Source organism: Desulfobacterales bacterium (assembly GCA_030066985.1).
Classification (GTDB): Bacteria; Desulfobacterota; Desulfobacteria; order Desulfobacterales; family JAHEIW01; genus JAHEIW01.
Map to the genome: position 1 here is coordinate 47,198 of JASJAN010000033.1, position 26,951 is coordinate 74,148.

The 26,951-nt window shown below is 48.8% G+C and carries 24 protein-coding genes and 1 tRNA gene; 18 read left to right on the forward strand and 7 right to left on the reverse strand.

The genetic code is table 11. The annotated features are described in order from the left end of the window. Positions 1–170 precede the first annotated feature (170 nt). Together nifS and nifU are read right to left on the reverse strand one after the other, a co-directional pair. Entirely contained in the window at positions 171–1,343 is a 1,173-nt protein-coding gene (gene nifS / locus QNJ26_16525; protein ID MDJ0987149.1) for a cysteine desulfurase NifS, read from the reverse strand. Continuing rightward, positions 1,343–2,170 (reverse strand): Fe-S cluster assembly protein NifU, encoded by an 828-nt coding sequence (gene nifU / locus QNJ26_16530; GenBank protein MDJ0987150.1) that lies wholly within the window; start codon positions 2,168–2,170, stop codon positions 1,343–1,345. The genes nifS and nifU overlap by 1 nt, the downstream gene beginning before the upstream one ends. A gap of 452 nt (positions 2,171–2,622) precedes the next feature. On the opposite strand from nifU, the gene amrB reads away from it, so the two are divergent. Then, a complete protein-coding gene (gene amrB / locus QNJ26_16535; GenBank protein ID MDJ0987151.1) occupies positions 2,623–3,483 on the forward strand; it encodes an AmmeMemoRadiSam system protein B in 861 nt (286 codons plus the stop codon). Between the two features lie 616 nt (positions 3,484–4,099). On the opposite strand, the gene QNJ26_16540 is transcribed toward amrB, so the two are convergent. Then, positions 4,100–5,845: a glutamine--tRNA ligase/YqeY domain fusion protein gene (locus QNJ26_16540; protein ID MDJ0987152.1), complete on the reverse strand. Its 1,746-nt coding sequence runs from the start codon at positions 5,843–5,845 to the stop codon at positions 4,100–4,102. A gap of 604 nt (positions 5,846–6,449) precedes the next feature. On the opposite strand from QNJ26_16540, the gene QNJ26_16545 reads away from it, so the two are divergent. Together QNJ26_16545 and QNJ26_16550 are read left to right on the forward strand one after the other, a co-directional pair. Continuing rightward, a complete protein-coding gene (locus QNJ26_16545; protein MDJ0987153.1) occupies positions 6,450–7,589 on the forward strand; it encodes a hypothetical protein in 1,140 nt (379 codons plus the stop codon). 39 nt (positions 7,590–7,628) lie between these two features. Then, a complete protein-coding gene (locus QNJ26_16550) occupies positions 7,629–8,213 on the forward strand; it encodes a DUF3124 domain-containing protein (GenBank protein MDJ0987154.1) in 585 nt (194 codons plus the stop codon). Between the two features lie 56 nt (positions 8,214–8,269). On the opposite strand, the gene QNJ26_16555 is transcribed toward QNJ26_16550, so the two are convergent. Beyond that, positions 8,270–8,343 (reverse strand) — tRNA-Gln (locus QNJ26_16555). A 254-nt stretch (positions 8,344–8,597) separates the two neighbouring features. Further along, positions 8,598–10,022: a glutamate--tRNA ligase gene (gltX, locus tag QNJ26_16560; protein MDJ0987155.1), complete on the reverse strand. Its 1,425-nt coding sequence runs from the start codon at positions 10,020–10,022 to the stop codon at positions 8,598–8,600. Positions 10,023–10,527: 505 nt separating this feature from the next. Between gltX and rpmF the strand changes: the two genes are divergently transcribed. The 13 genes from rpmF (at position 10,528) to QNJ26_16625 (ending at position 21,992) form a co-directional block, all read left to right on the forward strand. Continuing rightward, entirely contained in the window at positions 10,528–10,710 is a 183-nt protein-coding gene (gene rpmF / locus QNJ26_16565) for a 50S ribosomal protein L32 (GenBank protein ID MDJ0987156.1), read from the forward strand. 49 nt (positions 10,711–10,759) lie between these two features. Further along, complete coding sequence (locus QNJ26_16570; protein ID MDJ0987157.1) at positions 10,760–12,427, forward strand: acyl-CoA dehydrogenase family protein; 1,668 nt, start codon at positions 10,760–10,762, stop codon at positions 12,425–12,427. A 57-nt stretch (positions 12,428–12,484) separates the two neighbouring features. Next, positions 12,485–13,216, forward strand: coding sequence for a 3-oxoacyl-[acyl-carrier-protein] reductase (gene fabG, locus QNJ26_16575; protein ID MDJ0987158.1), 732 nt, complete (start codon positions 12,485–12,487; stop codon positions 13,214–13,216). Between the two features lie 269 nt (positions 13,217–13,485). After that, entirely contained in the window at positions 13,486–13,713 is a 228-nt protein-coding gene (acpP, locus tag QNJ26_16580; protein MDJ0987159.1) for an acyl carrier protein, read from the forward strand. Between the two features lie 265 nt (positions 13,714–13,978). Beyond that, entirely contained in the window at positions 13,979–15,220 is a 1,242-nt protein-coding gene (fabF, locus tag QNJ26_16585) for a beta-ketoacyl-ACP synthase II (protein ID MDJ0987160.1), read from the forward strand. A 338-nt stretch (positions 15,221–15,558) separates the two neighbouring features. Then, on the forward strand, positions 15,559–16,038 hold the full coding sequence (locus tag QNJ26_16590) for a cytidine/deoxycytidylate deaminase family protein (protein ID MDJ0987161.1): 480 nt from the start codon (positions 15,559–15,561) through the stop codon (positions 16,036–16,038). Then, positions 16,035–16,505 carry a transcriptional regulator NrdR gene (gene nrdR, locus QNJ26_16595; protein MDJ0987162.1) on the forward strand — a complete coding sequence of 157 codons (471 nt, stop codon included), beginning with the start codon at positions 16,035–16,037 and terminating at the stop codon, positions 16,503–16,505. Before QNJ26_16590 ends, nrdR begins: the two co-directional genes overlap by 4 nt. Positions 16,506–16,758: 253 nt before the next feature. Further along, positions 16,759–17,850, forward strand: a complete 1,092-nt coding sequence (gene ribD / locus QNJ26_16600) for a bifunctional diaminohydroxyphosphoribosylaminopyrimidine deaminase/5-amino-6-(5-phosphoribosylamino)uracil reductase RibD (GenBank protein ID MDJ0987163.1) — start codon at positions 16,759–16,761, stop codon at positions 17,848–17,850. 145 nt (positions 17,851–17,995) lie between these two features. Beyond that, the gene (locus QNJ26_16605) at positions 17,996–18,646 is read left to right on the forward strand and encodes a riboflavin synthase (GenBank protein ID MDJ0987164.1); all 651 of its coding nucleotides are present in this window, start codon (positions 17,996–17,998) and stop codon (positions 18,644–18,646) included. Between the two features lie 158 nt (positions 18,647–18,804). Next, the gene (locus tag QNJ26_16610) at positions 18,805–20,019 is read left to right on the forward strand and encodes a bifunctional 3,4-dihydroxy-2-butanone-4-phosphate synthase/GTP cyclohydrolase II (GenBank protein ID MDJ0987165.1); all 1,215 of its coding nucleotides are present in this window, start codon (positions 18,805–18,807) and stop codon (positions 20,017–20,019) included. A 283-nt stretch (positions 20,020–20,302) separates the two neighbouring features. Next, positions 20,303–20,770, forward strand: coding sequence for a 6,7-dimethyl-8-ribityllumazine synthase (ribE, locus tag QNJ26_16615; GenBank protein ID MDJ0987166.1), 468 nt, complete (start codon positions 20,303–20,305; stop codon positions 20,768–20,770). 8 nt (positions 20,771–20,778) lie between these two features. Next, positions 20,779–21,234, forward strand: coding sequence for a transcription antitermination factor NusB (gene nusB / locus QNJ26_16620; GenBank protein ID MDJ0987167.1), 456 nt, complete (start codon positions 20,779–20,781; stop codon positions 21,232–21,234). 122 nt (positions 21,235–21,356) lie between these two features. After that, a complete protein-coding gene (locus tag QNJ26_16625; GenBank protein MDJ0987168.1) occupies positions 21,357–21,992 on the forward strand; it encodes an MBL fold metallo-hydrolase in 636 nt (211 codons plus the stop codon). A gap of 314 nt (positions 21,993–22,306) precedes the next feature. Here QNJ26_16625 and mltF read toward each other — a convergent pair whose 3' ends face one another. After that, positions 22,307–23,722 (reverse strand): membrane-bound lytic murein transglycosylase MltF, encoded by a 1,416-nt coding sequence (gene mltF / locus QNJ26_16630; protein MDJ0987169.1) that lies wholly within the window; start codon positions 23,720–23,722, stop codon positions 22,307–22,309. A gap of 302 nt (positions 23,723–24,024) precedes the next feature. Further along, positions 24,025–24,459, reverse strand: a complete 435-nt coding sequence (locus QNJ26_16635; GenBank protein MDJ0987170.1) for a hypothetical protein — start codon at positions 24,457–24,459, stop codon at positions 24,025–24,027. A 340-nt stretch (positions 24,460–24,799) separates the two neighbouring features. Here QNJ26_16635 and ispG point away from each other — a divergent pair, with 340 nt between their 5' ends. Next, positions 24,800–25,897: a flavodoxin-dependent (E)-4-hydroxy-3-methylbut-2-enyl-diphosphate synthase gene (ispG, locus tag QNJ26_16640; protein MDJ0987171.1), complete on the forward strand. Its 1,098-nt coding sequence runs from the start codon at positions 24,800–24,802 to the stop codon at positions 25,895–25,897. A gap of 85 nt (positions 25,898–25,982) precedes the next feature. Then, positions 25,983–26,951, forward strand: a 969-nt coding sequence (locus QNJ26_16645; GenBank protein ID MDJ0987172.1) for a proline--tRNA ligase, incomplete at its 3' end; no start/stop codon positions are given.

The following is a 26,951-nucleotide window of genomic DNA, read 5'->3' on the forward strand; positions in this document are numbered from 1 at the left end:
TTATTGATTGCCCGAAAGGCAGATAAAGTTGGGGCTATTTTTGGATACCTGTCCCGCGAAATGTGTCAAACATTTTGCGGGATCAGAAAAACAGGCACAATATGAATATTCTCTGCGAACTTTGCGTCTCTGCGGTGAATTTAACTTATTAAACCGGCAGTCCCCTCGAGTTACCCTTCCATAGCCTGCTTCCAGAAGGGCGACAGCTCTCTGAGTCGCTCGATGATCGGCGGCAGCGTATCGATGATCACATCCATTTCATCTTCGGTATTATAGCGGCTGAGACTAAAGCGGATGGAGCCGTGGGCCGCGGTGAAGGGAACGCCCATGGCACGCAACACGTGGGACGGCTCCAGCGAGCCGGATGTGCAGGCTGAGCCAGAAGAGGCGCAAATGCCGTGTTCATTCATCATCAAAAGGATGGACTCGCCCTCCACATATTCGAAGGCAATACTGGTGGTGTTGGGCAGGCGACTGGTCGTATCACCGTTGACCATCGCATTGGGCACCTTTGCCAGCAGGGCATGCTCGAGTTTATCCCGTAAACGGCTGATGTCTTCATAACCGTCTACTTGCACATGGCCATAGGCCAACTCGGCCGCTTTGCCCAGCCCGATAATCGCAGCCGTATTTTCAGTGCCTCCGCGGCGCCCACTTTCCTGGTGGCCGCCGATCATAAACGGGGAAAATTTGGTGCCTTTGCGGATGTATAGCGCGCCGACGCCCTTGGGCGCATGAAATTTGTGACCCGAAAGTGAGAGCATATCAATACCGCTTTCGCTAACGTTGATGGGGACCTTACCTACGGCTTGAACCGCATCGGTGTGGAATAAAATTCCCCGGTCTTTGACCTCACGCGAGATTTCTTCGATGGGAAAAAGCACACCGGTTTCGTTGTTGCCCCACATCAGGCTGACAACAGCGGTATCATCGCTTAAACTGTTATAAAAATAGTCTAGATCGAGTCGGCCCTTATCATCAACCGGAACGAATGTGGCGCGGTATCCTTTTTTAGAAAGGGTTTCATACAGATTTTTTATGGCCGGGTGCTCGACTCTGGAGGTCACAATATGTTTTTTATCCGGATAGGATTCGATGGCCGCGCGTATAGCTGTGCCGTCGCTTTCTGTTCCGCAGCTGGTAAAAACGATTTCTGAGGGCGACGCACCGAGCAGATTGGCAACATTTTCGCGGGCCGTCTTAATTGCCTCGCCAACATTTCCGCCAAAAGAATGCATGCTGGAGGGATTTCCGTAAAAATCACTAAAATAGGGCATCATGGCGTCCAGCACTTCCGGTGCCACCATGGTCGTGGCATTGTTATCAACATAGATGACCTTCATTACTGCACCTCCTCAACCACGAGGTCTGGTGAAACCAGCTCCCGCAACTTGGATTCAACATAGTGCTTCAACGTCACCGGTGATTTGACACAGGATGCACAGGATCCACCCATGCGGACCAGGACCCGATTCCCGTCGACATCGATCAATTCCAGCCGGCCGGCGTCTTTTTTCAGGGTGGGGTTGATTTCGCGCTCGATACTTTCCTCAATCAGTTTAATCTTTTGCAAGTTAGTTAAGGCCGGTGCTTTTTTGGGGGTGGGTTTTTCTTTGCCCAAAATCGTGTCGATAATTTCCTGGATGCGGTCGTGGCAATTGCCGCAGCCGCCACCGGCTTTGACGTAGTCGGTAACGCCTTCGATGGTCGAAACATGATTTTCCCGCACCACGCGTTCGATTTCCCTGTCGGTGACACCGAAACACTCGCATACGATTTCACCATCAACCTCTTTTTCGGGTTCATCCAGATAACAGCCAATGGCCTTTTCCAATGCATCGCGGCCCATCACTGAACAGTGCATTTTTTCTTTTGGCAGGCCGCCCAAAAATTCAGCGATGTCTTCGTTGGTGATGCTTTTCGCTTCCTCCAGGGTCTTGCCCTTGACCATCTCCGTCAGGGCTGAGGAAGAAGCGATTGCGCTCGCACAGCCGAATGTTTGAAAAGTGGCATCTTTAATTTTGCCGTCTTCATCGAGCTTAAAATAAAAAGTCAGGGCATCACCGCATGCAATCGAGCCGACCTCTCCTACCCCGTCAGCATCATCGATAACGCCGACATTGCGCGGATTAAGAAAATGATCTTTAACCTTATCGGTATACTCCCACATATCTGCCTCCCATGAAATTAGTATTTAACCAGCGAATTTATGCTGTCTGTGCCAAAGTTCCATTTATCATGTTAATCATTTTTTCTAAAAAAGGAAGCAAGCTGGACCGGTTTTTCGATTAAAAACAGATCAATATAATATGGCATCACCCAAGCTTGAACGCGCTTTTTAGAAAAGAGCATGGACAATTCATTTTGGATACTTTATAGTAACAAATCATTGATATTAATAGGTTACTTTAAAAGAGGCCCGTTTTATCGACGCCATCAAATCGCTTTAATCAACTGGCACTCGGCGCAAGACAAAGGGCATTAACCGTTTGCAGCAGGAACCCTGAGTGTAACAATTCGAATCTTCGCGCGCTTCTCCAGTACCAACCACATACGTCATGACGAACCCAGAACCCTAAGCCTCTTTCCTTGAACCTTGCGCCTGATATCAGGAGGACGGCCATGACACCCACTAAACTCAGAAGAGCTGTATTTGCCGGCAGCTGGTATCCGGCTAACGCGGCTGAATGCGAAAAAGAAATCGACGGTTTTCTGGCGGAGGGCCAGAAGCTTGACATTCCGGTCGGAAAGCGGGTCGGGGGTATTGTGCCCCATGCCGGCTGGTTTTTTTCCGGAAGCATTGCCTGCAATGTGATTAGCAGTTTAAGATCGGATGAACCGCCCGATGTGTTGGTGATTTTCGGAATGCATCTTCATCCAAATGACCGATGTGTAATGATGGCCGAAGGTGCCTGGGAGACCCCTTTCGGTGAAATTGTTGTTGAGGAGCAATTGGCCGGCGAGTTGGCAAAACAATTTTCCTTCACCCTTGAATCCTACAACCAGTTTAACCAGGACAATACCATCGAGCTTCAGCTGCCTTTTATTAAGTATTTTTTCAAAAATGTGCGTATCGTTGCCATGGGCGTGCCACCTGCTGAAAGCTCTTTAGCCATCGGCCAGGCGGTCGTCGAAATCGCCGCGCAGCTGAATCTAAATATTAAGGTGATTGGATCCACTGATCTGACCCATTATGGCCCCAATTATGGATTCGTATCCAAAGGCCCGGGGCCCGAGGCGGTTGACTGGGTGCGCCAGAAAAACGATCGCCGCATCATCGATATGATGCTGAGTATGGATGCAGAAAAGGTCATCACGGAGGCCTTAGCCAGCCAGAATGCATGCTGTGCCGGCGCCGCGGCGACTGCCATTGAGACCGCCAAGCATCTGGGCGCCAAACAGGCGGCGTCCATTGCCTATGCCACCAGCTACGATAAAAACCCGGCGGATAGTTTTGTGGGATACGTTGGCATCGTCTTCTGAATCTGGCGAAGCTCTTTTGCAAAAGTGGATAAGTGGTGAGTTCTCAAATATAGTGGGTCGTATCAACAGGTTGGCCGGTTTGGCCCGTTGAGCCCGTTAGCCCGTTTAGAAAGGAACCATATCTTATCTTGATCAACCGGCAAACGGGCTCAACGGGCTCAACAGGCTTAACCCTTTAGAAAGAATAGTCGGGGTGGCAGCCTAAGACTCTTTCCATGTCCTTCCCCTTTTGCGTCCACAACACATTCAAATCCGAAATCACCCCTACTTTAAAACCAGATCTGCTCTCCTCCGGCCGCGCTGATGGCATTCCCGTGCACATGGGAAAATAGGTAGCTGCGGCACAACAAAATCTTCAAGCTGAAAGACGTGCGCCATGGTTTCCGTTACATTGTCAGGAAAAAACATGGTGCCGGTGATTTCGAAATGGACACTTCAACCACAAAACTTTGGGAAATTGAATATTCGCTTTGCCAGAGTCCAACCGGCAAACCACCCCGAAATCGGATTTTGAATTTTCAGGATTTTATGAGAGGATACCACCTCCTCATCTGCTAAGGGTGGTACCATAATTCATCTCACAATTCAACAGTAAAGCGGGTTTTAAGCGCTTAAGCTATTTTTTCTGCTGCTGGGCCTTCAGAATTTTAGCCCAGGTGTCCCGCAAGGTGACAATGCGATTGAATACCGGAGATTGCTGAGCGCTATCTTTGGTATCGACGCAAAAATATCCCAGGCGTTCAAATTGATAGCGATCACCTGGATTGGCGGCGGTCAAGCTGGGTTCTATCATGCAATTTTCCAATATTTCAAGAGAGTTAGGATTTAAGTAGTCTACGAAATCCTTTCCTTCCTCGGCGGCATTGGGATTATCTTTCACAAACAGATGCTCATACAGGTTCACCTGAGCCTCGAGGGCATGTGCGGCCGAAACCCAGTGCAGCGTCCCTTTGACCTTGCGGCCATCCGGTGCATCCCCGCCACGGGTTTGGGGGTCATAGGTACAATGCAGCTCGGTAACTTCTCCGGTTGCCGGATCTTTAACCACATCGACGCAGGTAATAAAATAGGCATAGCGCAGCCGAACTTCGCGTCCCGGTGCCAGTCGGAAAAACTTTTTGGGCGGTTCTTCCATAAAATCATTCTGTTCGATGTAAATCTCCCGGGAAAATGGGATTTTGCGGGTGCCCGCATCCGGATCTTCGGGGTTGTTGATGGCATCCAGTTCTTCTTCTTGCCCTTCAGGATAATTGTCAATGATAACTTTTAATGGCCGCAGGACACCCATGACCCGGGGCGCCATTTTGTTCAGCTGTTCCCGGATACAGTATTCCAGCAGGGCGATGTCCACCATGCTGTCGGCTTTGGCCACCCCGATGCGCTCGCAGAAATTACGAATGGATTCAGGAGTATATCCCCGACGGCGCAAACCGGATATGGTCGGCATGCGCGGATCGTCCCAACCTTCAACATGGCCTTCTTCCACCAGGCGGATCAGCTTGCGCTTGCTGAGCACCGTATAGTTGAGGTTAAGGCGCGCGAACTCAATTTGCTGGGGATGGTAGACCTCCAGTTGGTCCAGCACCCAGTCATAGAGCTCGCGGTTGATTTCAAATTCCAGGGTGCAGAGCGAATGCGTGATGCCCTCGATCGAATCCGACAAACAGTGGGTAAAGTCATACATGGGATAAATCACCCACATACCACCGGTGCGATAGTGGGGGACTTTTTTGATGCGATACAAAGTGGGGTCGCGCATCAGCATATTGGGGGAGGTCATATCGATCTTGGCCCTGAGCACATGGGCGCCTTCATCGTATTGACCGGTCCGCATGCGTTCGAACATATCCAAGTTTTCTTCAATCGAGCGCTCGCGATAGGGGCTGTTTTTGCCTGCTTGCGTTAGGGTGCCGCGATACTCCCGGATCTCATCCGAACTGAGGCTGTCCACATAGGCCTTGCCTTTTTTGATCAGTTGGACCGCAAATTCAAAAAGCTGTTCAAAATAATCAGAGGCATGATAGAGGCGATCTTGCCAATCGAACCCCAGCCAGCGGACATCGTTTTTGATAGATTCCACGTATTCAACTTCTTCTTTGGCCGGGTCGGTATCATCAAACCGCAGGTTGCACAGGCCCTGGTATTCTTCAGCCAGCCCAAAATTCAAGCAGATGGATTTAGCGTGCCCGATGTGCAGATATCCGTTGGGTTCGGGCGGAAAGCGCGTATGGACGCGGCCGTCGTTTTTGCCGGCCGCGATGTCTTCGTCGATAATGTATTTGATAAAATTCGTCGGCGCTGAAAGATCGTCGCCGGTTTTCGCAGATACCGATGGTGCGGTTTTTTTATCCGGTGGCTTCATAGGGGTTATTCCTCAACAAAACAGGGGTTCACATGTATTATTGCCTAAATCCTGCATGAAAATTAATGCGAAGTTGAGATTGCCTTTAACGGCAACAAGTCAAGCAAATTTTAGAATTACAACTACATATCTATTAAGTACAATAAATGAAAATCATTTTATCGCATTAATTTTCACCCTTGGAACAACGCGGCGAGCCGGAGGCTTCCATCTGCTGCGTTATTAAGGACGAAGCATAGTTCACTATAGCTTCGCCCTTTAGTGCCTTGCATATGAAAGCCTCCAACTCGTGCAAAATTCAGGTATTAAATTAGAATGCATTTTTAAAAAAATCAAACGATTTGAAAGCAATCCGCCAGATTGCACCTGATCCGATCATCCCGGTCGACATTTTTGACAACCTGGGGTACCTTGGTTATTGGAATTCTGAGGAGGCAAGATTTCTTCTTGAAATATGCCGATTCATCCTCATGTTTAATCATCAATTTAATTCGCGACGCAGCGCCAAGGAGCGGATTCTGATGTGTTGCTGAATTACGATAGTGACTGACGAACTACCTGCAGAGAACATCCTTAAAAAATATAATCTTCGAAAGAACTAAAATTGAGCGCATCCGAGCATGATAAACAACCCGGTCTTTTTCGATCCGAGATGTCTTTGTGGATCGGCACTATCACTACCCTTGTATTTTTCTTTTATGGCAAAACCTGGTTGATGGATTTATCCTATTTGTTGAAATATGGCATCCTCTTTATATGGCTGTTTGCTGCAATGCTGTGGTTGGCGTTCAGCGTGGTGCGGCACGCCGATTGTTTAGCAATTATTCTTGGCGAGCCTTATGGTACGCTGATTTTAACATTGGCGGTCATCAGTATCGAGGTGATCATGATCGCAGCGGTCATGATCACCGGTGAAAATAACCCGACCCTGGCCCGCGATACCATGTTTTCAGTGTTGATGATCGTCTTAAACGGCATGCTGGGCCTGACGCTGTTGATCGGTGGCTTGCGTCACCATGAACAGGGATATAACCTGCCTGGCGCCAAGGCTTATCTGGGTGTGTTGTTCCCACTGGCTGTGCTGGGGCTTGTCGTTCCAAGCTATACGACCTCTGCACCGGGGGGCCAGGTCTCCACCTTATTGGCCATCTATCTTCTGATTATGTCTGCTGGTCTCTACGTAGTGTTTTTGTTGATTCAGACCACGCGTCACAGCCAATATTTTCAACAGCCGGTGCAACCCGATAATGAAACTGCCGCCGAAGACCATCATGAGCACGGCGATCTGATTGTCCGATCGGTGGGCTTTCATGCTGTTTTTCTGATACTAACCATGCTGCCGGTCGTGCTGCTGTCCAAGAGTATGGCCAAACTGGTGGAATACGGCATTACCAGCCTCCAGGCGCCCCAGGCTTTGGGCGGTTTCTTAGTGGCTATACTGGTCTTGTCACCGGAAGGACTGGGTGCCGCCAAAGCCGCCATCGCCAACAAACTGCAACGCACCGTCAATATTGCCCTGGGATCGGGTTTAGCCACTATTGGTTTAACCATACCGGCGGTGCTGGCCGTCAGTCTGTTTACCGGCCGTACCATCGAGTTGGGGCTTGAACCTGTGCAAATCATTTTGCTGGCCCTCACCCTGCTGGTGAGCGTCATCAACTTCGGCGCGGAGCGCACTAATGTCTTACAGGGAGCCGTCCATTTGATTCTATTTATTTCTTATATCATTCTTATTTTTGACTGAGCAGGTTTAAGGGTTTTAACGAAACCCGGAGGGGGAAAAATGGCAATTTCCGACAAACCCGATAACGGATCATGGCTGACCAATAAAACCTTTTTGGCCGTCTTTGGCACTCTGTTAGCGCTGATTATCATCACCTTGTTCAGCGTCATTAACATGGCCACTCAGGTGGAAGATATAGATGAGAAGCTAAAATATATTCCAACCCAGGTCAGCGCCTCTGAGATATTGGCAAAACCGGTGGTTGCCGGCCAGACGGTTTACGTACCTGTGTACTCGCATATTTACGCCCAGGGCGGAAAGCCCTTTCTGCTGGAAGCAACCCTCAGTATCCGCAATTCAGATCCGAACCAGCCAATAACCATCAGTGCTGTTCGCTATTACGATTCCCGCGGCCAGATGGTTCAGAATTATCTTGAAAAACCGGTAAGAATGTCCCCCCTGGCGACCGCCGAGTTCTTGGTTGGTCAGCAAGATATCAAAGGGGGCTCAGGGGCTAATTTTATAGTGGAATGGGTTTCCGACACGCCAGTAAATGAGCCGGTGATTGAAGCCGTGATGGTCGGCCTCAAGACTCAAGCGGGCATTTCATTTGTCAGACCAGGCGTTGCAGTCCAGAACAAATAAATCCCAATGAAAAGAGGCACTCAAATTATTTTGAGTACCTCTTTAATATGTCGAAATGGCTGGGGGACCAGGATTCGAACCTGGGTTAACGGGGCCAGAACCCGTCGTCCTGCCGCTAGACGATCCCCCAGCATCTTCAAGTCAACCTTAAATATATATCATCTGCCCACCCGTCAAGTCAATTTTTTCCGATTTCTGAATGGTTATTTTCCCGATGAGTGGCGTTCTTCGCGCCTTTTGACCCTCAACGTACGCACAGTACGCCGAAGGCCAAAAGCCTTGTGCGGCCTTGCTCATCAATAAAATCCCTCATCCAAAAATCGGAAAAACTACTTTTAATAATAAACTCTGCGAGCTCTGTGCTCTCTGTGGTAAGTTTTAATGCTATTCTTCTCTATCCTGAATAAACTGGATAGCCTTTTTCAGCCTTGCAATAACCTTGTCTTTGCCGATGATGGCGGCCACTTCGAAAATGCCGGGACTGGCGGTTCGACCGGTCAGGGCCACCCGCACGGGCTGGGCGATTTTACCCAGCTTCAGGCCGGTCTGCTCCATGACGGCTTTAAAAGCCGATTCCAGATTTTCTTCGGAAAAAGTGTCCAGGCGCTCAAACTGCGCCAACAGCAATTGCAGGGCTTCGAGCACCGTTGGCTTTAAAAATTTTTTAGCTGCCTTTTCCTCATATTCAATGTCATCTGCAAAATAAAACAAAGCGCTTTGCGCCATTTCGTCCAGGGTTCTGCTGCGGGCGTGCAGGGTCTCGATGACCTTTAGTAGAAGGTTGTTGTCCTCAACGGTTGTCTTGTAACGCCTTAGAAACGGTTTAAGGGCTTCCACGAGTTCCTCAGCGGGTGTGGCCCGAATATGGTCGGCATTCAGTGCCAAAAGCTTTTCAGCATCAAAAACCCCGGCGGATTTTCCGATATGCTCCAGGTCAAACACGTCGATCAGCTCCTGGCGGGTAAAAAATTCCTGATCCCCGTGTGACCAGCCCAGTCGAACCAGGTAGTTGAGCATGGCATCCGGCAGGTAGCCCAAATCGCGGTAGGCCGATACGGATACGGCGCCATGGCGTTTGCTGAAACGGCTTTTGTCGGTGCCCAGCACCATGGGTACATGGCCGTAAACCGGCAAGGGGCAATCCAGCGCTTTGTAAAGCAGGATTTGTTTGGGCGTATTCATGACGTGATCATCGCCGCGGATAACCGTATTGATCTGCATGGTCATATCGTCGATGACCACCGCGAAGTTATAAGTTGGAATACCGTCGCTGCGGCACACGATAAAGTCATCCAGTTCATCATTTTGAAAAACGATATTGCCCTTGATAACATCTTCAACCACAGTAGTGCCGCTTAGGGGCGCTTTCAGTCGTATCACGGCCTGCGGTGTTTTCGGCAGGCCTTTATTGCGGCAGGTGCCGTCATACTTGGGTTTGCCGCCGCTGGCCATTGCCTTTTTTCGCATGGCCTCAATTTCTTCTGGTGAACAGGTGCAGTAATATGCATGGCCCGAATCGATCAGACGGTCCAAATATTGGTGATAAATATCAAGCCGTTTGGTTTGATAATAAGGGCCTTCATCCCAATCGATGCCCAGCCACTCGAGGGCCTCGAAAATGGCATCGATGGCCTGCTGGTTGGAGCGTTCGGTATCTGTGTCTTCGATGCGCAAAACAAATTTTCCTTGCATACGACGGGCGTACAGCCAGTTAAAAATGGCGGTGCGTGCATTACCGACATGCAGGAAGCCGGTCGGGCTGGGGGGGAAGCGCGTCACGATCAGATCATTTGTTGATTCGATTTGCATATTAGCCCTCATCTCTGTCTGGGTTGTTCGGGGTTCAAAATGAGTAAATTTTAAGTAATATTTTCTTCAAATATTGCCGAAATTTTATAATAAACTATTGAATTTTATATATAAATAAATAAAAGGCCTGAGCCGGCCTGTCATTACCTAATTTAATTGTTTGACAAGTAAACCAATTCGGCTTAGTAATAGTTATCATTTCCTTTCGTTTGCCACAATTCCATCCGTCATCAATACCCGATTCAATTGACAAGGATCCCTAAAGTGATGATCTTCTCATATTATAAATTTAATGATATTAGAATCTTAAAAAGAACTTAAATTCATTTTTCCAACGGTGAATTTCAATATCACAGAAGGATAGCGAGTACAAGAGAACAAATTGCATAAAATTGACGAAAACTCTTGACAATCGCTTACAGATAAATTACTAGATGCCCACCTTTAAAAATGAGTCTTTAAAAATTAAAATATATATAAATTTCAAATTATTAGGAGATTACTCATGGCGGTACCAAAACGTAAAAAATCCAAGTCAAAGCGCGATAAGCGTCGGACCCACCAGAAACTTAGCGCGCCGAATCTGTCTTCCTGTCCGGAATGTGGTGAAGCCACCCAGCCTCACCATGCCTGCCCCAGTTGCGGATATTACAAAGGCCGTAAGGTTGTCGAGACCGAAGAAGACTAATCTTTAATGCCATCGCCAACCGTTTTCATTTTCAAAAGGATTAAATTTAATGACTTCAACAAAGACATCAAACAACAGCGATCTATATGGACTGGACCTGGAATCTCGGCAAATGGTCCTGGATACGGTCGGGCAACTCAAAAAGCGGCTTTTGACGCCTGAAAAAATTTCTGAATTCGATCGGGAAGAAATTTTTCCCGAAGACACCATTCGTGAAATGCTCGGCCCGGAAATCGGGCTTCAGCTGCTCATGATTCCCGAAGAATATGGGGGACTGGGCGGCGGCGCCCGTGACAGCTGTGCCATTACCAGAGAAATGGCCAAAATATGCCTGGGTATTACCACCGCCTTCTTTGCCATTCAATTAGGGGCAGATCCCATTATCGTGGGGGGCACCAAAGAGCAAAAACAAAAATGGCTGGGTAAAATCGCAGCTGGGGACGCCCTGGTGGCTTATGCGGTTACCGAACCCGATGCCGGCAGCAATGTGGCTTCAATCAAGACCAAAGCCGAACCGGTCACGGATGAAAGCGGCAACATCACCGGCTACAAGATAAACGGTACCAAGCAATTTATCTCTACCGGCGGTTATGCAGAATTTATAACCCTGCTGGCCAATACCCCCGAAGGCGCAACCTTTTTTATTATTGAAAAGGACACCGAAGGCTATGAGCGGGGCAAAGGCGAAGAAAAACATGGTATTCGGGCCTCGAACACCTCACCGTTGACTTTTACCGATGTAATTGCACCGGTTGAAAATATCATTGGCGGCGTGACAGGAGAGGGGCTCAAGCAGGCCAGCAAGGTATTCGGCTATACCCGTCTGATGGTGGCCTCTATGGCGTTAGGCGGCGGCGAAGCGGCCCTGGATATCGTTTTGCCCTATGCCCAGGAACGTATTCAGTTTAAAACACCGCTTTCAGAAAAGCAGGGCTACACCCACAAACTGGTGGTGCCGCATGCGGTACGTCTTGCCGCTGCAGCCACCTATATCGATGAAGTGGCCACCAGATTGGATGCAGGTGAACAGGGCCTTGAGGTGGAGGGCTCTATTGCCAAACTGTTTGCTACCGAGGTGGCCAACAAAGCGGCTGATGATGCCATGCAAGCCTTGGGCGGATATGGCTATATTACCGAATACGGTGTCGAGAAAATCAAGCGTGATGTCAAAATTACCTGCATTTACGAAGGCACAAGCGAAATCCAGCAAAATATCATCAGTACCTTTCGCTGGAAGACAACGCGTAAATCAAAAGGTGCCTTTTACGATGGCATTGCCGAAGAAATGGATCAGCTCGAATCCCAAAACAATGAAGCCGGCTGCCGCACCATTGCTCTGGCAGCTCGGGCCCTTAATAAATCCATCTTTTTGGTCAATGACAACCGGCTGACCCGTGAGCAGACCATTATGTTTGCCTTGGCGGATATGATGCAATATGTCGAAGTCGCCGCCAGTTTTGCACGACAGGCGGTGGTTTTAACCGGGGAAAACCATGCCCAAGCCGAAAAAACTCGCGTTTTTTCACGTATATTTGCCAATGAAATTGCGCAGCTGACATCCGGCAATATTTTAAAGATTCTGTACGGCTCCGGTATTTTTGACGCCGAGCAGTCGGCAAATTTCCTGTCAGAAATATCGCACGCTAAACTGGCAGAGAGCTATCACAATATCATTGCTGACATGGACCGTGCAGCGGATATTATTTTTAATCGTTAAACCTTACCCCAATTGAGCGTGTATCGCTCAATCAGGGTGGTGCGGAAGGAGATTGAATTGCGATTCGAAAACAAAGTGGTCATGGTAACCGGAGGGGCGGCTGGGATCGGACAGGTAACAGCTGAAAATTTTGCCAAGGAGGGCGCCAAGGTGGCGATCTGCGATGTCAACACCGAGGCCGGTGAAGCTGCTGCCAAAGCATTGGGTCCCGAAGCCTCTTTTGCGCAGGTAGATGTTGCCAACAGCGCATCGGTGTCCGACTGGGTGGAGGCGGTGATGGGCCAATACGGGCAGATTGATGTGCTGGTCAACAATGCCGGTATCACCCGCGATGGCCTGATTATGCGCATGAAAGAAGAAGACTGGGATGTAGTGATCAGTGTTAACCTGAAAAGCGCGTTCAATTGTATCAAGGCGGTGTCCAAAATTATGGTCAAGCAGCGAATGGGCCGCATCATTAATTTGGCTTCGGTCGTGGGCGTCATGGGCAATCCCGGCCAGGCCAATTATGTGGCTTCAAAAGCCGGTATGATCGGTCTGACCAAAACCGTTGCCAAAGAACTCGGATCAAGGGGAGTTACGGTAAATGCGGTTGCCCCTGGTTTTATTGAAACCGATATGACCGCCGTTTTGTCAGAAAAAGCCCGCGAGGCGATGCTCAGTATCATCCCGCTGCAAAGAGCCGGTACGCCTCAGGATGTCGCCGAAGCCATTACGTTTCTGGCTTCCGATAATGCGGCGTATATTACGGGGCAGGTACTTCACGTCACTGGCGGAATGTACATGTAAACTGGCTTTAAAATGGCCATCTTTTAACCGAATACAGCGTTACGGGAAGGAGAAAACCGCTAACGTACCAAATGTACGCGGCACGATTTTCTCCTCCCCGCGCCTTGTCTTCGGTTAAAATCTAATCATTTTAAAGCCAGTTACTAAATTATTATGAGATCGATTCAAGTAATCTAAAGCCAGTTTCCGATACATTTTGGATTAAACAAGTTTCAAACTTTGATGAAAACTATGGATGACCGGGGAGACCGGGTAAGGAGGAAAATCAGATGTCTGTTGAGGAGAGAGTCAAAAAGATCATTGCCGAAAAACTGAGTGTTGAATTGGAAGAAGTCGTTCCTGAGGCGTCATTTGTTGATGATTTAGGAGCCGATTCACTCGATCTGGTTGAGTTAATTATGTCAATGGAAGAAGAGTTTGACACCGATATCTCGGACGAGGATGCCGAGCAAATAACTACGGTTAAAGATGCCATTGCCTATGTCAACAAGCAGTAGGTTGACGCTTGTTAGTTTTTTGTAAGCTTAACGGACTTGCAACGACTGCTGTGCATTTAGTGATCCGGAAAGTAGTGCCGCCCTTGGGGCATTGGATTCTGAATGTAACGAACGGCAGTTTCATTTGCCAAATTCACCGGTGGACGCCCGTTACCGCGGGTGGGTGGGCTTTGGCGATAGCAGGCACGCTACGGCGCTGCCAAACCAAATATTAATCTGGATGCGGGTGATGGGAGTCGCCCGATATTGCCACAAAGGAGGTCCCTTGCAAAGGCGAGTTGTCATAACAGGAATGGGGCTGGTGACCCCAATCGGAATTGGTGTCGAGGACAGCTGGTCGGCACTCTGTGCCGGAAAATCGGGTATCGGTGAGATCACCCGATTTGACGCGTCAAATTATCTGACTCGAATCGCCGGCGAAGTCAAGGGTTTTAACGCGGAAGACTTTATTCCGAAAAAAGAGGCCAAGCGAAACGAGCTGTTTATTTCATATGCCATGGCGGCAACACGAATGGCAATGGAAGACTCCGGCTTGAAAATAGACAGCTCCAATGCAGATCGCATCGGGGTTGTCACCGGCTGCGGTTTGGGCGGTCTCGGAATCATGGAAGATACGATTTTAAATGTCGCCACCAAAGGCCCCAGACGGGTGAGCCCGTTCTTTATCCCGATGATGATCGGTAATATGGCGCCGGGCATGATATCCATTCATTTTGGTGCCAAAGGCCCGAACCTATCGCTGGCAACCGCCTGCGCCGCCGGAGCCCATGCGGTGGGTGACTCCTTCAAAATGGTTCAAAATGGCATGGCAGACGCCATGATCACCGGTGGCACCGAAGCAGTTGTATCCAAGACTGCGGTTGCCGGCTTCAATGCCATGAAGGCCCTTTCGACTCGCAATGATGAACCCCAAAAAGCTTCACGACCGTTTGATCGTGATCGAGACGGGTTTGTCATTGGTGAAGGCTGCGGCATTTTGATATTGGAATCTTTAGATTTTGCGTTGGAAAGAGGCGCCACCATTCATGCTGAGATGGCGGGATTCGGGCTAACCGGAGATGGCTACCACATTACCTCACCATGCCCGGATGGCGACGGTGCGGTAAGGTGCATGCAGGCGGCATTAGATGATGCCGGTATGGCCCCCGATGAGGTGGACTATATAAATGCCCATGGCACCTCCACTGAACTAAACGACTTGTATGAAACCCGGGCGGTTAAAGCGGTATTTAAAGACCATGCCTATAAATTGGCGATGAGTTCCACAAAATCAATGACCGGCCATCTATTGGGCGGCGCTGGTGGCATTGAAACGGTGTTCAGCGTTTTGAGCGTTAATCGTGATGAGATTCCACCGACGATAAATTATGAGAACCCGGCAGAAGAATGTGATCTGGACTATGTGCCCAACACCGCGCGTCAGACGACAGTCAATGCGGCCATGACCAATTCGTTTGGGTTCGGTGGAACAAATGCCACTTTGATCTTGAAAAAATATTCCGATTAGCCATTAAATTTTGCACGGTTGGAGGCCCGTAACACACCGGTAACGAAAACGGCTGCCAAACAGCCAGATTCGCGGAAAGGTCAATTCGAAATGGCAAGGCACTCTGAGCCTTGCCATTTTTTTGCTTGCGGTAAACGGGTTAGACATATATTATTCAAAGCTAACTTTTTTACGGGCATCCTGCCGGCGGACGCATTCACCAGGAAATATCAATTAATTGCATCGAATCAATGATAATCACAGGTGTTTCTGCGCCCAATCCGGCTGTTGCCATTTTTTGACGATATTTCAAGCCCTTGCATTCTTAATAAAATACCGATAAGGAGAATATGATTTTTATGGCAGCCGATGATTCTCGACCTTCATGGGAAAATTACTTTATGGATATCGCGATGCTGGTTGCACGGCGCTCAACTTGCCTTCGACGAGCGGTTGGTGCCATTATCGTTAAGGATAAACGCATCCTGTCAACCGGTTACAATGGGGCCCCGACCGGTGTTCGTCATTGTGAAGAAGTGGGCTGTTTGCGCGAAAAATTAGGGATTGAATCCGGCAAAATGCACGAGTTGTGCCGTGGCATCCATGCGGAGCAAAATGCAATTATTCAAGCAGCTTATCATGGGGTCTCTTTGAAAGGCGCCAGTGTATTTTGCACCAATTTACCCTGTTCAATATGTGCAAAGATGATCATTAATGCGGGGATAGATAAAATATATTATCACGCCGGTTATGCGGATGATATATCAAAGGACATGCTGGAAGAAGCCAACATAGAGCTGATTCACCTTGACACCAAACCGCAGGGGGAAGAATCATGAAGTGTCCATATTGTGGTGAAATCGACAACAAAGTCATTGATTCGAGATTGAGCAAAGATGCCAGTGTTATCCGCCGGCGCCGAGAATGTATTGTGTGCACGCGTCGGTTCACAACGTATGAGCACATTGAAGAAATCCCGATTATGATTATCAAAAAAGATGGCCGGCGTGAAGTATTTAACCGCGATAAGGTCCGGTCCGGCCTCAAAAAAGCGTGCCAAAAGCGAAACATCAGCATCAACGTGATCGAAGAATTTATCGACGATCTCGAACGGGATCTCAGGGAAACGGGTGAAAAAGAAATACCAGCTTCCTTTCTCGGAGAGAAAATAATGACAATGCTGCATGACCTGGACGATGTCGCATATGTTCGCTTTGCCTCGGTCTATCGTGAATTTAAAGATGTTAATGACTTTGTTTCTGAGTTGAAAACCCTGCTCAGCAACCAGAAGACAGAAGATAAATAACCCGGCTTCGCTTTAACAAGCTTCCGTCTTCGTTAACCGCCATCGCTAAAGCTAAGGCGGTCAAGAAACTTCGCCGGACAGGACGCCGCGGCAAGTAGATGACAGAGTTCAGACGACAGAAAACAGATAACAGAGGACAGAAGACAGAGGACGGAGTTCAGAGAACTGTAATAATACATCAGACACAATGCATTAGATTCAATAGCAGTCTGACATCTGACATCTGACATCTGACCTCTGATCTCTGAAACGAATGGAACACGAACATTTTATGCGAATGGCCTTGAAACTCGCCAAGAAGGGACAAGGCTACACGTCACCGAATCCGATGGTTGGCGCAGTGATCGTCAAAAATGGTCAGATCGTCGGCCGCGGATACCATCGGGCGGTGGGGCAGGCGCATGCCGAGGTAAACGCCATTGAAGATGCCGGCGTAAAAGCCAAGGGTGCCACCCTGTATGTCAATTTAGAGCCCTGCAATCACACGGGTCGGACGCCGCCATGCACACGCAAAATTCTTGATGCCGGTATCCGCCGGGTTATAGTGGCCATGGCCGATCCGCATACCAAGGCCAGAGGCGGCGCATCGTTTTTAAGGCAGCATGGCATTGAAGTGCAGGTAGGTGTTTGTGAAAAGCAGGCTGTTCGGCTGAATGAGGTGTTCATTAAATTTGTCAGTACGGGACGGCCGTTTGTCATATTAAAGTGTGCTGCTACTTTGGATGGGCGCATCGCAACGCGCACCGGTGACTCGAAGTGGGTTACGGGGGAAAAGGCGCGCAGATTCGTGCACCGGTTGCGGCATGCAATTGATGCCATTATGGTGGGAATTGGCACCATCCAGGCCGATAACCCGAGTTTGACCACGCGTTTAGGTACCCCAAAAGGTGTCGATCCGGTTAGAATCGTCCTCGATACGCACCTGTCCATATCTCCAGACGCGCAGGTCTTGGCACTGGATTCCGATGCGGAAACCATTGTCGTTGCCGGACGAGCTGCAGCCCGAGAAAAAAGCAAACACATCCCAAAAGCCCGGGTGCGTGTTATCGAGCAGCCGCTCAAAGGCGGCCAAATTGATCTTTCGTCAATGATGGATTGGTTGGGGTCTGAGGGTATCACCAGTCTTTTAATTGAGGGCGGCAGTTGCGTGCTGGCGTCGGCACTGAATAGCGGTATTGTCGATAAGGTCCTCTTTTTTTATGCACCCAAAATTTTGGGTGGAGATGACGGCTTTCCGATATGCCGTGGAGCGGGGCCGGCATTGATGAAAGACAGCATTCAACTCGATCACATTCGTGTTCAGCGCTTTGCTGACGATGTCATGATAGAAGGATATATCCGCTAGAATCGTATGGTGAGTTGTCAGTTGTAAGTTGCCAGATAATCATTATATTGGTAGAGTCGTATAGGTTTAATCGTTTGAATTTTCACTCATTTAATGCCAAGCCACGTGAGCAACGAATAACCAGCAATAGGCCACAGAAAAATTCATGTTTACCGGAATAATTGAAGGTTTGGGTACCATCAGCGCAATACGACCCGCAGGTCAGGGAAAACGCCTTTCGATTAAGGCTGATTTTGCTCTTGATCAAACCAAAATTGGTGACAGCATTGCGGTCAACGGCGCCTGCCTGACAGTGGTTAAAATCAGTGCGAAACAATTTGAGGTGGATCTGTCCCCCGAAACTCTGGCAATTTCCACTTTCGGCAAAGCTAAGCAGGGTGACCGCCTAAATCTTGAGCGCGCCATGCGCCTGTCCGACCGCATTGACGGGCATCTGGTTTCAGGACATATTGATGGTATCGGCGTCATCAAGCAGCGGGAGAAAATGGGAAATGCCATTATCATAACTTTTGCGGTGCCGGAAACACTGGCGCGTTACATGATCCATAAAGGATCCGTTGCCGTCGATGGGGTCAGTTTGACCATCAACACCTGCGATCCAAATGGTTTTACGGTCAGTATCATTCCGCATACTGCCAGCATAGCGACTGTTGGCATAAAACAAACGGGGGAGGCAGTTAATATCGAAACCGATATGATTGGCAAATACGTCGAACAATTTACCCGGAGCAATGATCAAACAAAGACCGCTTCGGTCATTGACAAGGAATTTTTAGCCAAATCAGGATATTTGTAGAATTCCATTGGAGTGATGGAGTGATGATTGAAAGTGAACTCTCATTTTACATAACGCCAGTACTCCATGATACTGGTAATTTGGGACTTAAAGCAACCTCGAACTTACCTTCCTTAAGGTTGTCGGTTCCGAAAAAAAATTTAGGAGATCAATAACCCATGCCACATTTGAAAATAGAAAAGGCCATTCAAGATATTCAAGACGGTAAAATGGTCATCCTGGTGGATGATGAAGACCGCGAAAATGAGGGTGATCTATGCATGGCCGCCGAGAAGGTAACACCAGAAGCCATCAATTTTATGGCCAAGTACGGACGGGGTCTCATTTGTCTGGCAATGACCCCCGAAAAATGTGATTCGCTTGATTTGCCGCCCATGGTTGACAACAATCAGTCTCCATTCGGAACCGGTTTTACCGTTTCGATTGAAGCCCGCTGCGGGGTCAGTACCGGTATTTCGGCTCATGATCGTGCAACCACCATTTTGACTGCTGTTGCCGCTGATTGTCAGCCCCGTGACCTGGTGCGTCCGGGCCATATATTTCCGCTCAGAGCCAAAGCCGGCGGCGTTATTGTGCGAGCCGGGCAGACAGAGGGCTCCGTGGACCTTGCCCGTCTGGCCGGCCTGACCTCTGCCGGCGTTATTTGTGAAGTAATGGACGATGACGGGACAATGGCGCGGATGCCGGCTCTGGAAAAATTCAGCAAAAAACATGGCATCGGCATTTGTACCATTGAAGATCTGATTGAATACCGCATGCGGACCGAATCCTTTGTGCAAAGATCGGCCGAAACAACCATACCCACGTCTGTGGCAGGTGATTTTAAAGCCGTCGTTTTTGAAAATGATGTCGATAGGCTTCTGCATATTGCGATGGTCAAAGGTGACATTGATTCTAAAAAACCGGTCCTGGTGCGGGTGCATTCCGAGTGCCTGACCGGCGATATTTTCGGTTCCATGCGCTGTGATTGCGGGCCTCAGCTGCACCGGGCGATGAAGATGATTGAACAGGAAGGTTGTGGCGTTCTGCTTTATATCCGGCAGGAAGGCCGCGGTATCGGCCTGGTGAATAAGTTAAGGGCCTATGCACTGCAAGACGAAGGTCTGGATACCGTTGAAGCCAATGAAAAACTGGGCTTTAAACCGGACATGCGCAATTACGGTATTGGCGCCCAAATATTGGTTGACCTGGGTGTGCGCAAAATGAAACTTATGACCAATAATCCCAAAAAGATGGTGGGATTAGACGGTTATGGGCTTAAAATAGTCGAGCAGGTTCCGATTGAAATTCCAGCGAATGAACACAACAAATGCTACCTTGAATGTAAAAAATTGAAAATGGGGCATTTGCTGAATGTGGATGCAGCACCTTAGCGCTCGTATTGTAATCCACACAATTGCAATAAAGGTTGCCCGGTATATTTTTGTACTTTTGGGCTAATTAATCAACGCTAAGTTCAAAGGTTCAACGTTCAAAGGTTGAAAGGTTAGACAACAACAGAATCGGGGCAAAACATCAGATCTCTAAAACGTCCTAACCACAGAACCCTGAACCCTGAACCCAAAACCTTGAGACGTGTTACCCGACACTCAAAATAAACGTATTCCGTAACCTATGTGTATGACCTAACAATAGCCTACATTGAAAGGAGCTTTTATGGCCAAGACTCTTGAAGCTCACTTAAATGCCGAAGGTAAAAAGTTTGCCCTTGTTGTCAGTCGGTTTAACGATTTTATAACCGATAAACTGCTAAGTGGTGCCTTGGATGCACTGGTGCGCTCAGGGGCCAAAGACACTGACATTCAGATTGTCAAAGTCCCAGGCGCTTTTGAGATCCCGCTGGTTGCCAAAAAAATGGCAAACCCCAAAAAGGTGAATGCCATCATCTGTCTGGGGGCTGTTATCCGGGGCGCAACCCCCCATTTTGACTATGTCAGCGCTGAAGTGTCCAAAGGTATTGCCCAGGTCAGCCTTGATTCTGAAGTGCCGATTATTTTTGGCATCGTCACCACTGACACCATCGAGCAAGCCATCGAGCGAGCCGGCACCAAAGCTGGTAATAAGGGTTGGAGCGCAGCCATGGCAGCTGTTGAAATGGCGAATTTGCTTGAGGCTGTGGGATAGATATTGCTATGGGGACCCGTCGCCGAGCCCGAGAGCTGGCCATGCAGGCGCTCTTTTATATGGATACCCAACAGAACGGTTCCCCGCAGATGCTGGAACGTTTCTGTGAGAATTTTGCCCTGCCGCAAAAGGTAAGGCCATTTTTTATGCAGTTGGTAAATGGGGTTTTGGCAGCTCAAGATCAGATCGACGCCATCATAGAGCGATATTCCGAGAATTGGAAAGTGCGGCGAATGGCCTGTGTAGACCGCAATGTCATGCGGGTGGCGGTATTTGAAATGCTGTTTTGCCCCGATATTCCGCCAAAGGTATCCATCAACGAAGCCATAGATGTGGCGAAAAAATTCGGCACCGAGGAATCCGGAGCGTTTATCAATGGAATTGTCGACCGTATCCGCATCGCAGCCGAAAAGGGAGAAATCAAGACGGACAAACCAGAAGAAACAACAAACAATTCTTCCTAAACATAAATCGATGCCAATAAATGTAACGCCGGCTATCTAAACACCTGAAATCCCCCGGTAGACATCCTAATTGCCATCTGAAATCCAAAATCCAAATTCAATCGACACTGGAGGCTGATTCAATGATCATCAAGACGTTACCCGTAGGGCCCATCATGGCCAACTGCTTTATTGTTGGATGCGAAGACACTTTGCAAGCCGTTATTATTGATCCGGGCGATGAAGCCGGTAAAATTATGCAGGGAGTGGCGGATTCGAACTTAACGGTTACCCATATCATCAACACTCACGGCCATTTTGATCATGTCAGTGCCAACAAAGACATTCATGCGGCCACAAACGCTCCCATCTTAATTCATGCCCTGGATGCACCCATGCTGTCTAAAATAGCAGCCAGTGCCTCCAATTGGGGCCTTACTGCAGAAGACTCACCGCCGCCCGATCGCAACATAGACGATGGGGATACCATTACCTTTGGCAATATTACCCTAAATGTTATCCACACGCCCGGTCACACACCCGGCGGCGTTTCTCTGTTTGCTGACGGTCATGTGTTTGTGGGGGATACCCTATTTGCCGGGTCAATCGGCCGGACGGATTTTCCGGGGGGAAGTTTTGAAACGCTCAAATCCAGTATCCAGGATAAGCTGTTTGCGCTGCCTGAAGATGCGCGCGTTTATACCGGGCACGGGCCGGAAACGACCATCGGACACGAAAAGCAGACCAATCCGTTTGTTGGCGTCAATGCAATGTATTAGAACCCATCTCAAAAATGCATCTAACGCCCAATGGCTTTGTTAAAAACCGATTCAAAATACTCGAATACTAACGTGTATACTCCGTTTTTGAATCGGTTTTGTGCCGCGCCCTTGGGCGTGATCTACTATTTTTAAGATGGGTTCTACTACCATTGGAGAGATGTAGTACTGGATAACTGGAGTATTGGGTTAATAAATGATCGTGTTCGATTTTGATTTTACATTACTCCAACACTCCATTACTCCAGCTTATAAAACCACCTTTGAGATTCTTGCGACTTCCCTTTCAAACTCTAAGACACCGATATTGGACGCTATGCTTTCGCAGTTTTGTACTCGAATCCCTGGCGTTTTAACACATCGTAGTAAATAATAATTTGCTTGATATAGCGTACCGGCTCGGTGCCGCGGCAATAACCGTACTTGGCGTGTTTATAGTATTTTCGATATCGCAGCAGCGGCAGGGTTTGGGCAAGGGACTCCCATTTGTTAGGGTCAAGTCCCTTTTTTTTGGCGAGTTTACGGGCGTCGTATATATGCCCCTGACCGGTATTGTAAGCGGCCAGCGAAATTAGCAAACGGTCATCTCCGGTGACTGAATCGTACATATCGTACAGGTTTTTTAAGTGCTGTACCCCGGCATTGATGTTTTGTACCGGATCGTAAAGGTCGGTGACCCCTAAGCTTCTGGCGGTGGAAGGTAAAATTTGCATCAACCCCCTGGCACCGGCCTGGCTTTTGGCCCAGGGATTCAAGTGTGATTCCTGGTACATCTGGGCGGCAATCAGTCGCCAGTCAAACCCGTGCTTGTTGGCGGCCACTTTAATAAAGGTACTGTAACGGGAGAGTCTGGATTTCAGCCGTCGGTGAAACGCCTTCAAATCAACATAATCAAATTCCTTATCTTCCCCGTAGTACTTCTGATAAATCTTATCGTATTCACCGCTTTTCTTGATTACATTAAAAAAGTCATTTATGCGCTCAAGTAACTCGGTCGATTTTGGATAAACGGCCCATCCCAGCTGCAGACGATCTTTAATTGCTCCAGCACTGACCGCCGCCGGAAAATTGCGCTGGTTGATCGAAATGATATTGCTGTTGGCAATCGTAAAGTCAATTTCACCATCAGCGACTTTCTGAATAAGTTCCTCGGTGGGCAGGTCATCGTGCAAACGGATGGATAGGTCGATCCCCTGATGCTTCAGCTCGGCTAAACGTTGCTGATAAGCGGTTCCTTTTCTGACATCGATGGTTTTGCCGGAAAGATCTTCAAGTTTTCGGATGCGCGCGTTTTTACGATGGGTAATAATTTGTTGGGTGACTTCCATGTAACCGTCTGAAAAAGCGACTGCCTGCCGGCGTTGCGGTATGATGGGCGAACTGGCGGCAATAAAGGCGGCCGATCCGCGGTTTACCGCTTTGCGCATTTCATCCCAGTCATCCATCACCTTTACTTCCAAACGCACGCCCAGATAGGCGGCAAAAGCCTGAGCCAGCTCGTATTCAAAGCCCATTGGCTGATCCCGGTAAAGATAATAACAGTCGGCGGTATTGCGCGTAACAACCGTTATCTGCCCGGTTTTCAGAATTTTTTGCAGGGTGGCAAACCGATATTCGCCGATCACAGGGCTCAAAGCATAATAACCGAGGACCCCCCATAAAATCAGGACCGTTATCTGGAAACCGGTTCTGTGGCGCAATATATTGTTAACTGCCGATAAGCTACCCATGGTTAACCTTGTATGTGCGTGATAATTTTCTAAACCCTCTGAATTATAACAAATTAATTTTAAACCCGTCAGGTGTGCACCCAGCGGACAAGCTGGATACGGGTCAAACCAAATATATGGCACTGCCAAACGGCAGCCGTGTCGCAGCCAGGGACCGCTTCAGTCATAATATTTTGTAATCATAAGGGTTTTAGACCCTAATGGCAAGTTTTCGGGCTTTTTGCCCGTGATCTCGCCTGATATGAAAGCCTTCCCACTATATATTATCGCCTCAAAGGCGCACAATCTTAAGCGCCCAGAAGCTAAAAAGCACCCAGTTGACAGGGTCCTATTTTAATCTCAAGATGCTCACAGACCGCACTGACGGCCATTTTGGGGAGCTCCTGGTTGCGGGCGATTTCCCAGGCCTTGCGACAGGGAAGCTTACCGTCAACCAGCGAGTCCCGAATGGCTTTTTCCAGATCTGGATTTTCGGGTGCTTCGGGCGTTACGATTTTTTTGTCCGGTTTATAACCAAAGAGCCCCAACTGACACTTTACCAGCTCCATTTCCAGTAAATCAGCTGCTTTGCCCACATCAGCCGGTGAGACCTGCAACGCTTCGGCTATTGTAAAGGCCACCGCACAGGGTACTTCATTATGCTCTGTCTGTTGCGCTAGAGCGTCTTTAATGCGGTCATCGATTTTAGTCCCAGGATCGTGCTTGTCTGCAAATTTTTCACCCTTTTGACGTTTCATACTTGAACTCCTGATGGATGCATATTAGCTAACAGTCATTGTTGCGGTTTTTGCCGTATTTTACTTGAATATTCTAAATCCGTTTGTTAGTGTAAGATATCTAAACCACTCGATATTTCATTGATAATGTTGAATGTTTTGAGACCGCTCTCGGGTCTGTTTCTGCTATTGATGGGTATTGCCGCTTATTGTGATGATTTGCGGCTGAGAGGTCACTTTACAGATAGTTTATCGCGCATTAAATTTGAAACTGAGCGACAGAAATTTAGCCGACTGTACACCTCACCTGCAAACCAGGAGCACTATACCACAATTTTATTGGTTGAAAAATAAACATTTTATGCATCAAACAAAGATCAAACGCAAGAAAACCCGTCAGATTTCAATCGGTAACGTAAAAATCGGTGGCGGGGCACCCATCGCGGTGCAATCCATGACGAACACACCGACGCCGGATGTGGCTGCAACTGTCGCACAGATTGAGCGCCTGCAAGAAGCCGGTTGCGAAATCGTGCGTGTGGCCGTTCCGGACGCTGAAGCTGCGAAGGCTATTGCGGCCATCAAAAAACAGATCCGTATTCCGCTGATTGCCGACATTCACTTTGATTACCGCCTGGCGATTGCAGCCGCCAAGTCCGGTGCGGATGGTTTACGCATCAATCCGGGCAACATCGGTGCGCACAAAAAGGTCAAGGCCGTTGTCGATTGTGCTAAGGATCACAATATCCCCATTCGCATCGGTGTCAATTCCGGCTCCCTTGAAAAGGATATCCTAAAAAAATATAATGGTGTTACGGCAGCCGGCATGGTGGAGAGCGGTCTGCGCCATGTGGAATTGCTCAAATCGTTGGACTTTGATCAAATTAAAATTTCGCTCAAAGCCTCCGATGTGCATCGCACGCTGGAAGCCTACCGGCTCCTGTCCACCAAGACAGACCTGCCGCTGCATGTCGGTGTCACCGAAGCCGGTGCTCTGTATCCGGGTATTGTTAAATCAGCCCTGGGAATCGGGATGCTGCTGGCCGAAGGAATTGGTGACACCATTCGGGTTTCCTTGACCCGTGATCCGGTCGAGGAAGTGCGGGTTGGATTCGAAATCCTGAGGGCCCTTGATATTCGCCACCGCGGACCCGAAATTATTGCCTGCCCCACGTGCGGACGCTGTAACATCGAGCTGTTCGACATCGTTGAACGGGTTGAAAAAGCCCTGATGACCACGACTGAACCGGTCAAGGTCGCCATCATGGGCTGCGTGGTCAACGGCCCCGGTGAAGCCAAGGAGGTGGATATCGGCATTGCCGGCGGAGACGGCAGCGGGGTGTTGTTCAGAAAAGGAAAGGTGGTCAAAAAATTTGCGCAGGACAAGCTGGTGGATGTTCTGCTGAATGAGGTGCGTCAATATGTTAATGATCTGGACGGCAAAAAACAGAAACCTTAAACGTGCCAATTCCAAAAGCTAAAACAGCACGAATTGGTTTTCAGATGGAAATGAACCATCGAATTTGACGACAGAAAGGCACAACATGGCAAATCAAGCTAAGAGCGCTATTTCACCGACACGAAATGAGGATTACCCGGAATGGTATCAACAGGTGATAAGGGCCTCGGATCTGGCGGAACGGTCAACTGTCAGGGGCTGTATGGTCATCAAACCATGGGGCTATGCACTTTGGGAAAACATCGTCCAGGCGATGGACACTTTATTCAAAGCCACTGGTGTTAAAAACGCCTATTTTCCCCTTTTTATTCCGCTGAGTTTTCTTGAAAAAGAGGCCGAACACGTTGAAGGTTTTGCCAAAGAATGTGCGGTGGTGACCCATCATCGATTGGAAAAGGGCGATGGCGGCGGTCTTGAACCTGCTGGAAAGCTGGCCGAGCCGCTGGTGGTGCGACCCACTTCCGAAACAATCATCGGTGATTCATTTTCCCGCTGGGTCAGCAGCTATCGCGATCTGCCGATCCTTATCAATCAGTGGGCCAACGTGGTTCGCTGGGAAATGCGCACCCGAATTTTTTTAAGAACCAGCGAATTTTTGTGGCAGGAAGGCCACACCGCCCATGCCACGGCAGAAGAGGCCATTGAGCGCACCAGCATGATGCTGGATGTCTATACCACCTGCGTGGAGGATTATCTGGCCATGCCGGTTATCCGGGGCCACAAATCACCGGCTGAGCGGTTTCCGGGGGCGGTGGATACTTTGGCCATAGAGTCCATGATGCAGGATCGCAAGGCTCTGCAGACCGGGACATCGCATTTTCTGGGACAAAATTTTGCGCGGGGCTTTGACATTAAATTTCAAACAGCCGCCGAAACCGAAGAATTTGCCTACACCACCTCATGGGGTTCCTCGACCCGCATGATCGGCGGGCTGATTATGATCCACAGCGACGATGACGGTTTGATTTTGCCGCCCAAAGTTGCCTCGGCGCATGTTGCGCTGCTGCCCATCATTCGAAAACCAGAGGATCGTCAACTGGTGATGGATTACACC

Excerpts from the sequence above, each read along its gene's own strand:
- mltF (MDJ0987169.1), bottom strand. The coding sequence starts at position 23,722 with ATGGGTAGCTTATCGGCAGTTAACAATATATTGCGCCACAGAACCGGT.
- ribD (MDJ0987163.1), top strand. The coding sequence starts at position 16,759 with ATGGAACACGAACATTTTATGCGAATGGCCTTGAAACTCGCCAAGAAG.
- QNJ26_16590 (MDJ0987161.1), top strand. The coding sequence starts at position 15,559 with ATGGCAGCCGATGATTCTCGACCTTCATGGGAAAATTACTTTATGGAT.
- ribE (MDJ0987166.1), top strand. The coding sequence starts at position 20,303 with ATGGCCAAGACTCTTGAAGCTCACTTAAATGCCGAAGGTAAAAAGTTT.
- gltX (MDJ0987155.1), bottom strand. The coding sequence starts at position 10,022 with ATGCAAATCGAATCAACAAATGATCTGATCGTGACGCGCTTCCCCCCC.
- QNJ26_16635 (MDJ0987170.1), bottom strand. The coding sequence starts at position 24,459 with ATGAAACGTCAAAAGGGTGAAAAATTTGCAGACAAGCACGATCCTGGG.
- QNJ26_16550 (MDJ0987154.1), top strand. The coding sequence starts at position 7,629 with ATGGCAATTTCCGACAAACCCGATAACGGATCATGGCTGACCAATAAA.
- QNJ26_16625 (MDJ0987168.1), top strand. The coding sequence starts at position 21,357 with ATGATCATCAAGACGTTACCCGTAGGGCCCATCATGGCCAACTGCTTT.
- nifU (MDJ0987150.1), bottom strand. The coding sequence starts at position 2,170 with ATGTGGGAGTATACCGATAAGGTTAAAGATCATTTTCTTAATCCGCGC.
- amrB (MDJ0987151.1), top strand. The coding sequence starts at position 2,623 with ATGACACCCACTAAACTCAGAAGAGCTGTATTTGCCGGCAGCTGGTAT.
- QNJ26_16570 (MDJ0987157.1), top strand. The coding sequence starts at position 10,760 with ATGACTTCAACAAAGACATCAAACAACAGCGATCTATATGGACTGGAC.
- nusB (MDJ0987167.1), top strand. The coding sequence starts at position 20,779 with ATGGGGACCCGTCGCCGAGCCCGAGAGCTGGCCATGCAGGCGCTCTTT.
- QNJ26_16605 (MDJ0987164.1), top strand. The coding sequence starts at position 17,996 with ATGTTTACCGGAATAATTGAAGGTTTGGGTACCATCAGCGCAATACGA.
- nifS (MDJ0987149.1), bottom strand. The coding sequence starts at position 1,343 with ATGAAGGTCATCTATGTTGATAACAATGCCACGACCATGGTGGCACCG.
- acpP (MDJ0987159.1), top strand. The coding sequence starts at position 13,486 with ATGTCTGTTGAGGAGAGAGTCAAAAAGATCATTGCCGAAAAACTGAGT.
- QNJ26_16540 (MDJ0987152.1), bottom strand. The coding sequence starts at position 5,845 with ATGAAGCCACCGGATAAAAAAACCGCACCATCGGTATCTGCGAAAACC.
- nrdR (MDJ0987162.1), top strand. The coding sequence starts at position 16,035 with ATGAAGTGTCCATATTGTGGTGAAATCGACAACAAAGTCATTGATTCG.
- QNJ26_16610 (MDJ0987165.1), top strand. The coding sequence starts at position 18,805 with ATGCCACATTTGAAAATAGAAAAGGCCATTCAAGATATTCAAGACGGT.
- rpmF (MDJ0987156.1), top strand. The coding sequence starts at position 10,528 with ATGGCGGTACCAAAACGTAAAAAATCCAAGTCAAAGCGCGATAAGCGT.
- ispG (MDJ0987171.1), top strand. The coding sequence starts at position 24,800 with ATGCATCAAACAAAGATCAAACGCAAGAAAACCCGTCAGATTTCAATC.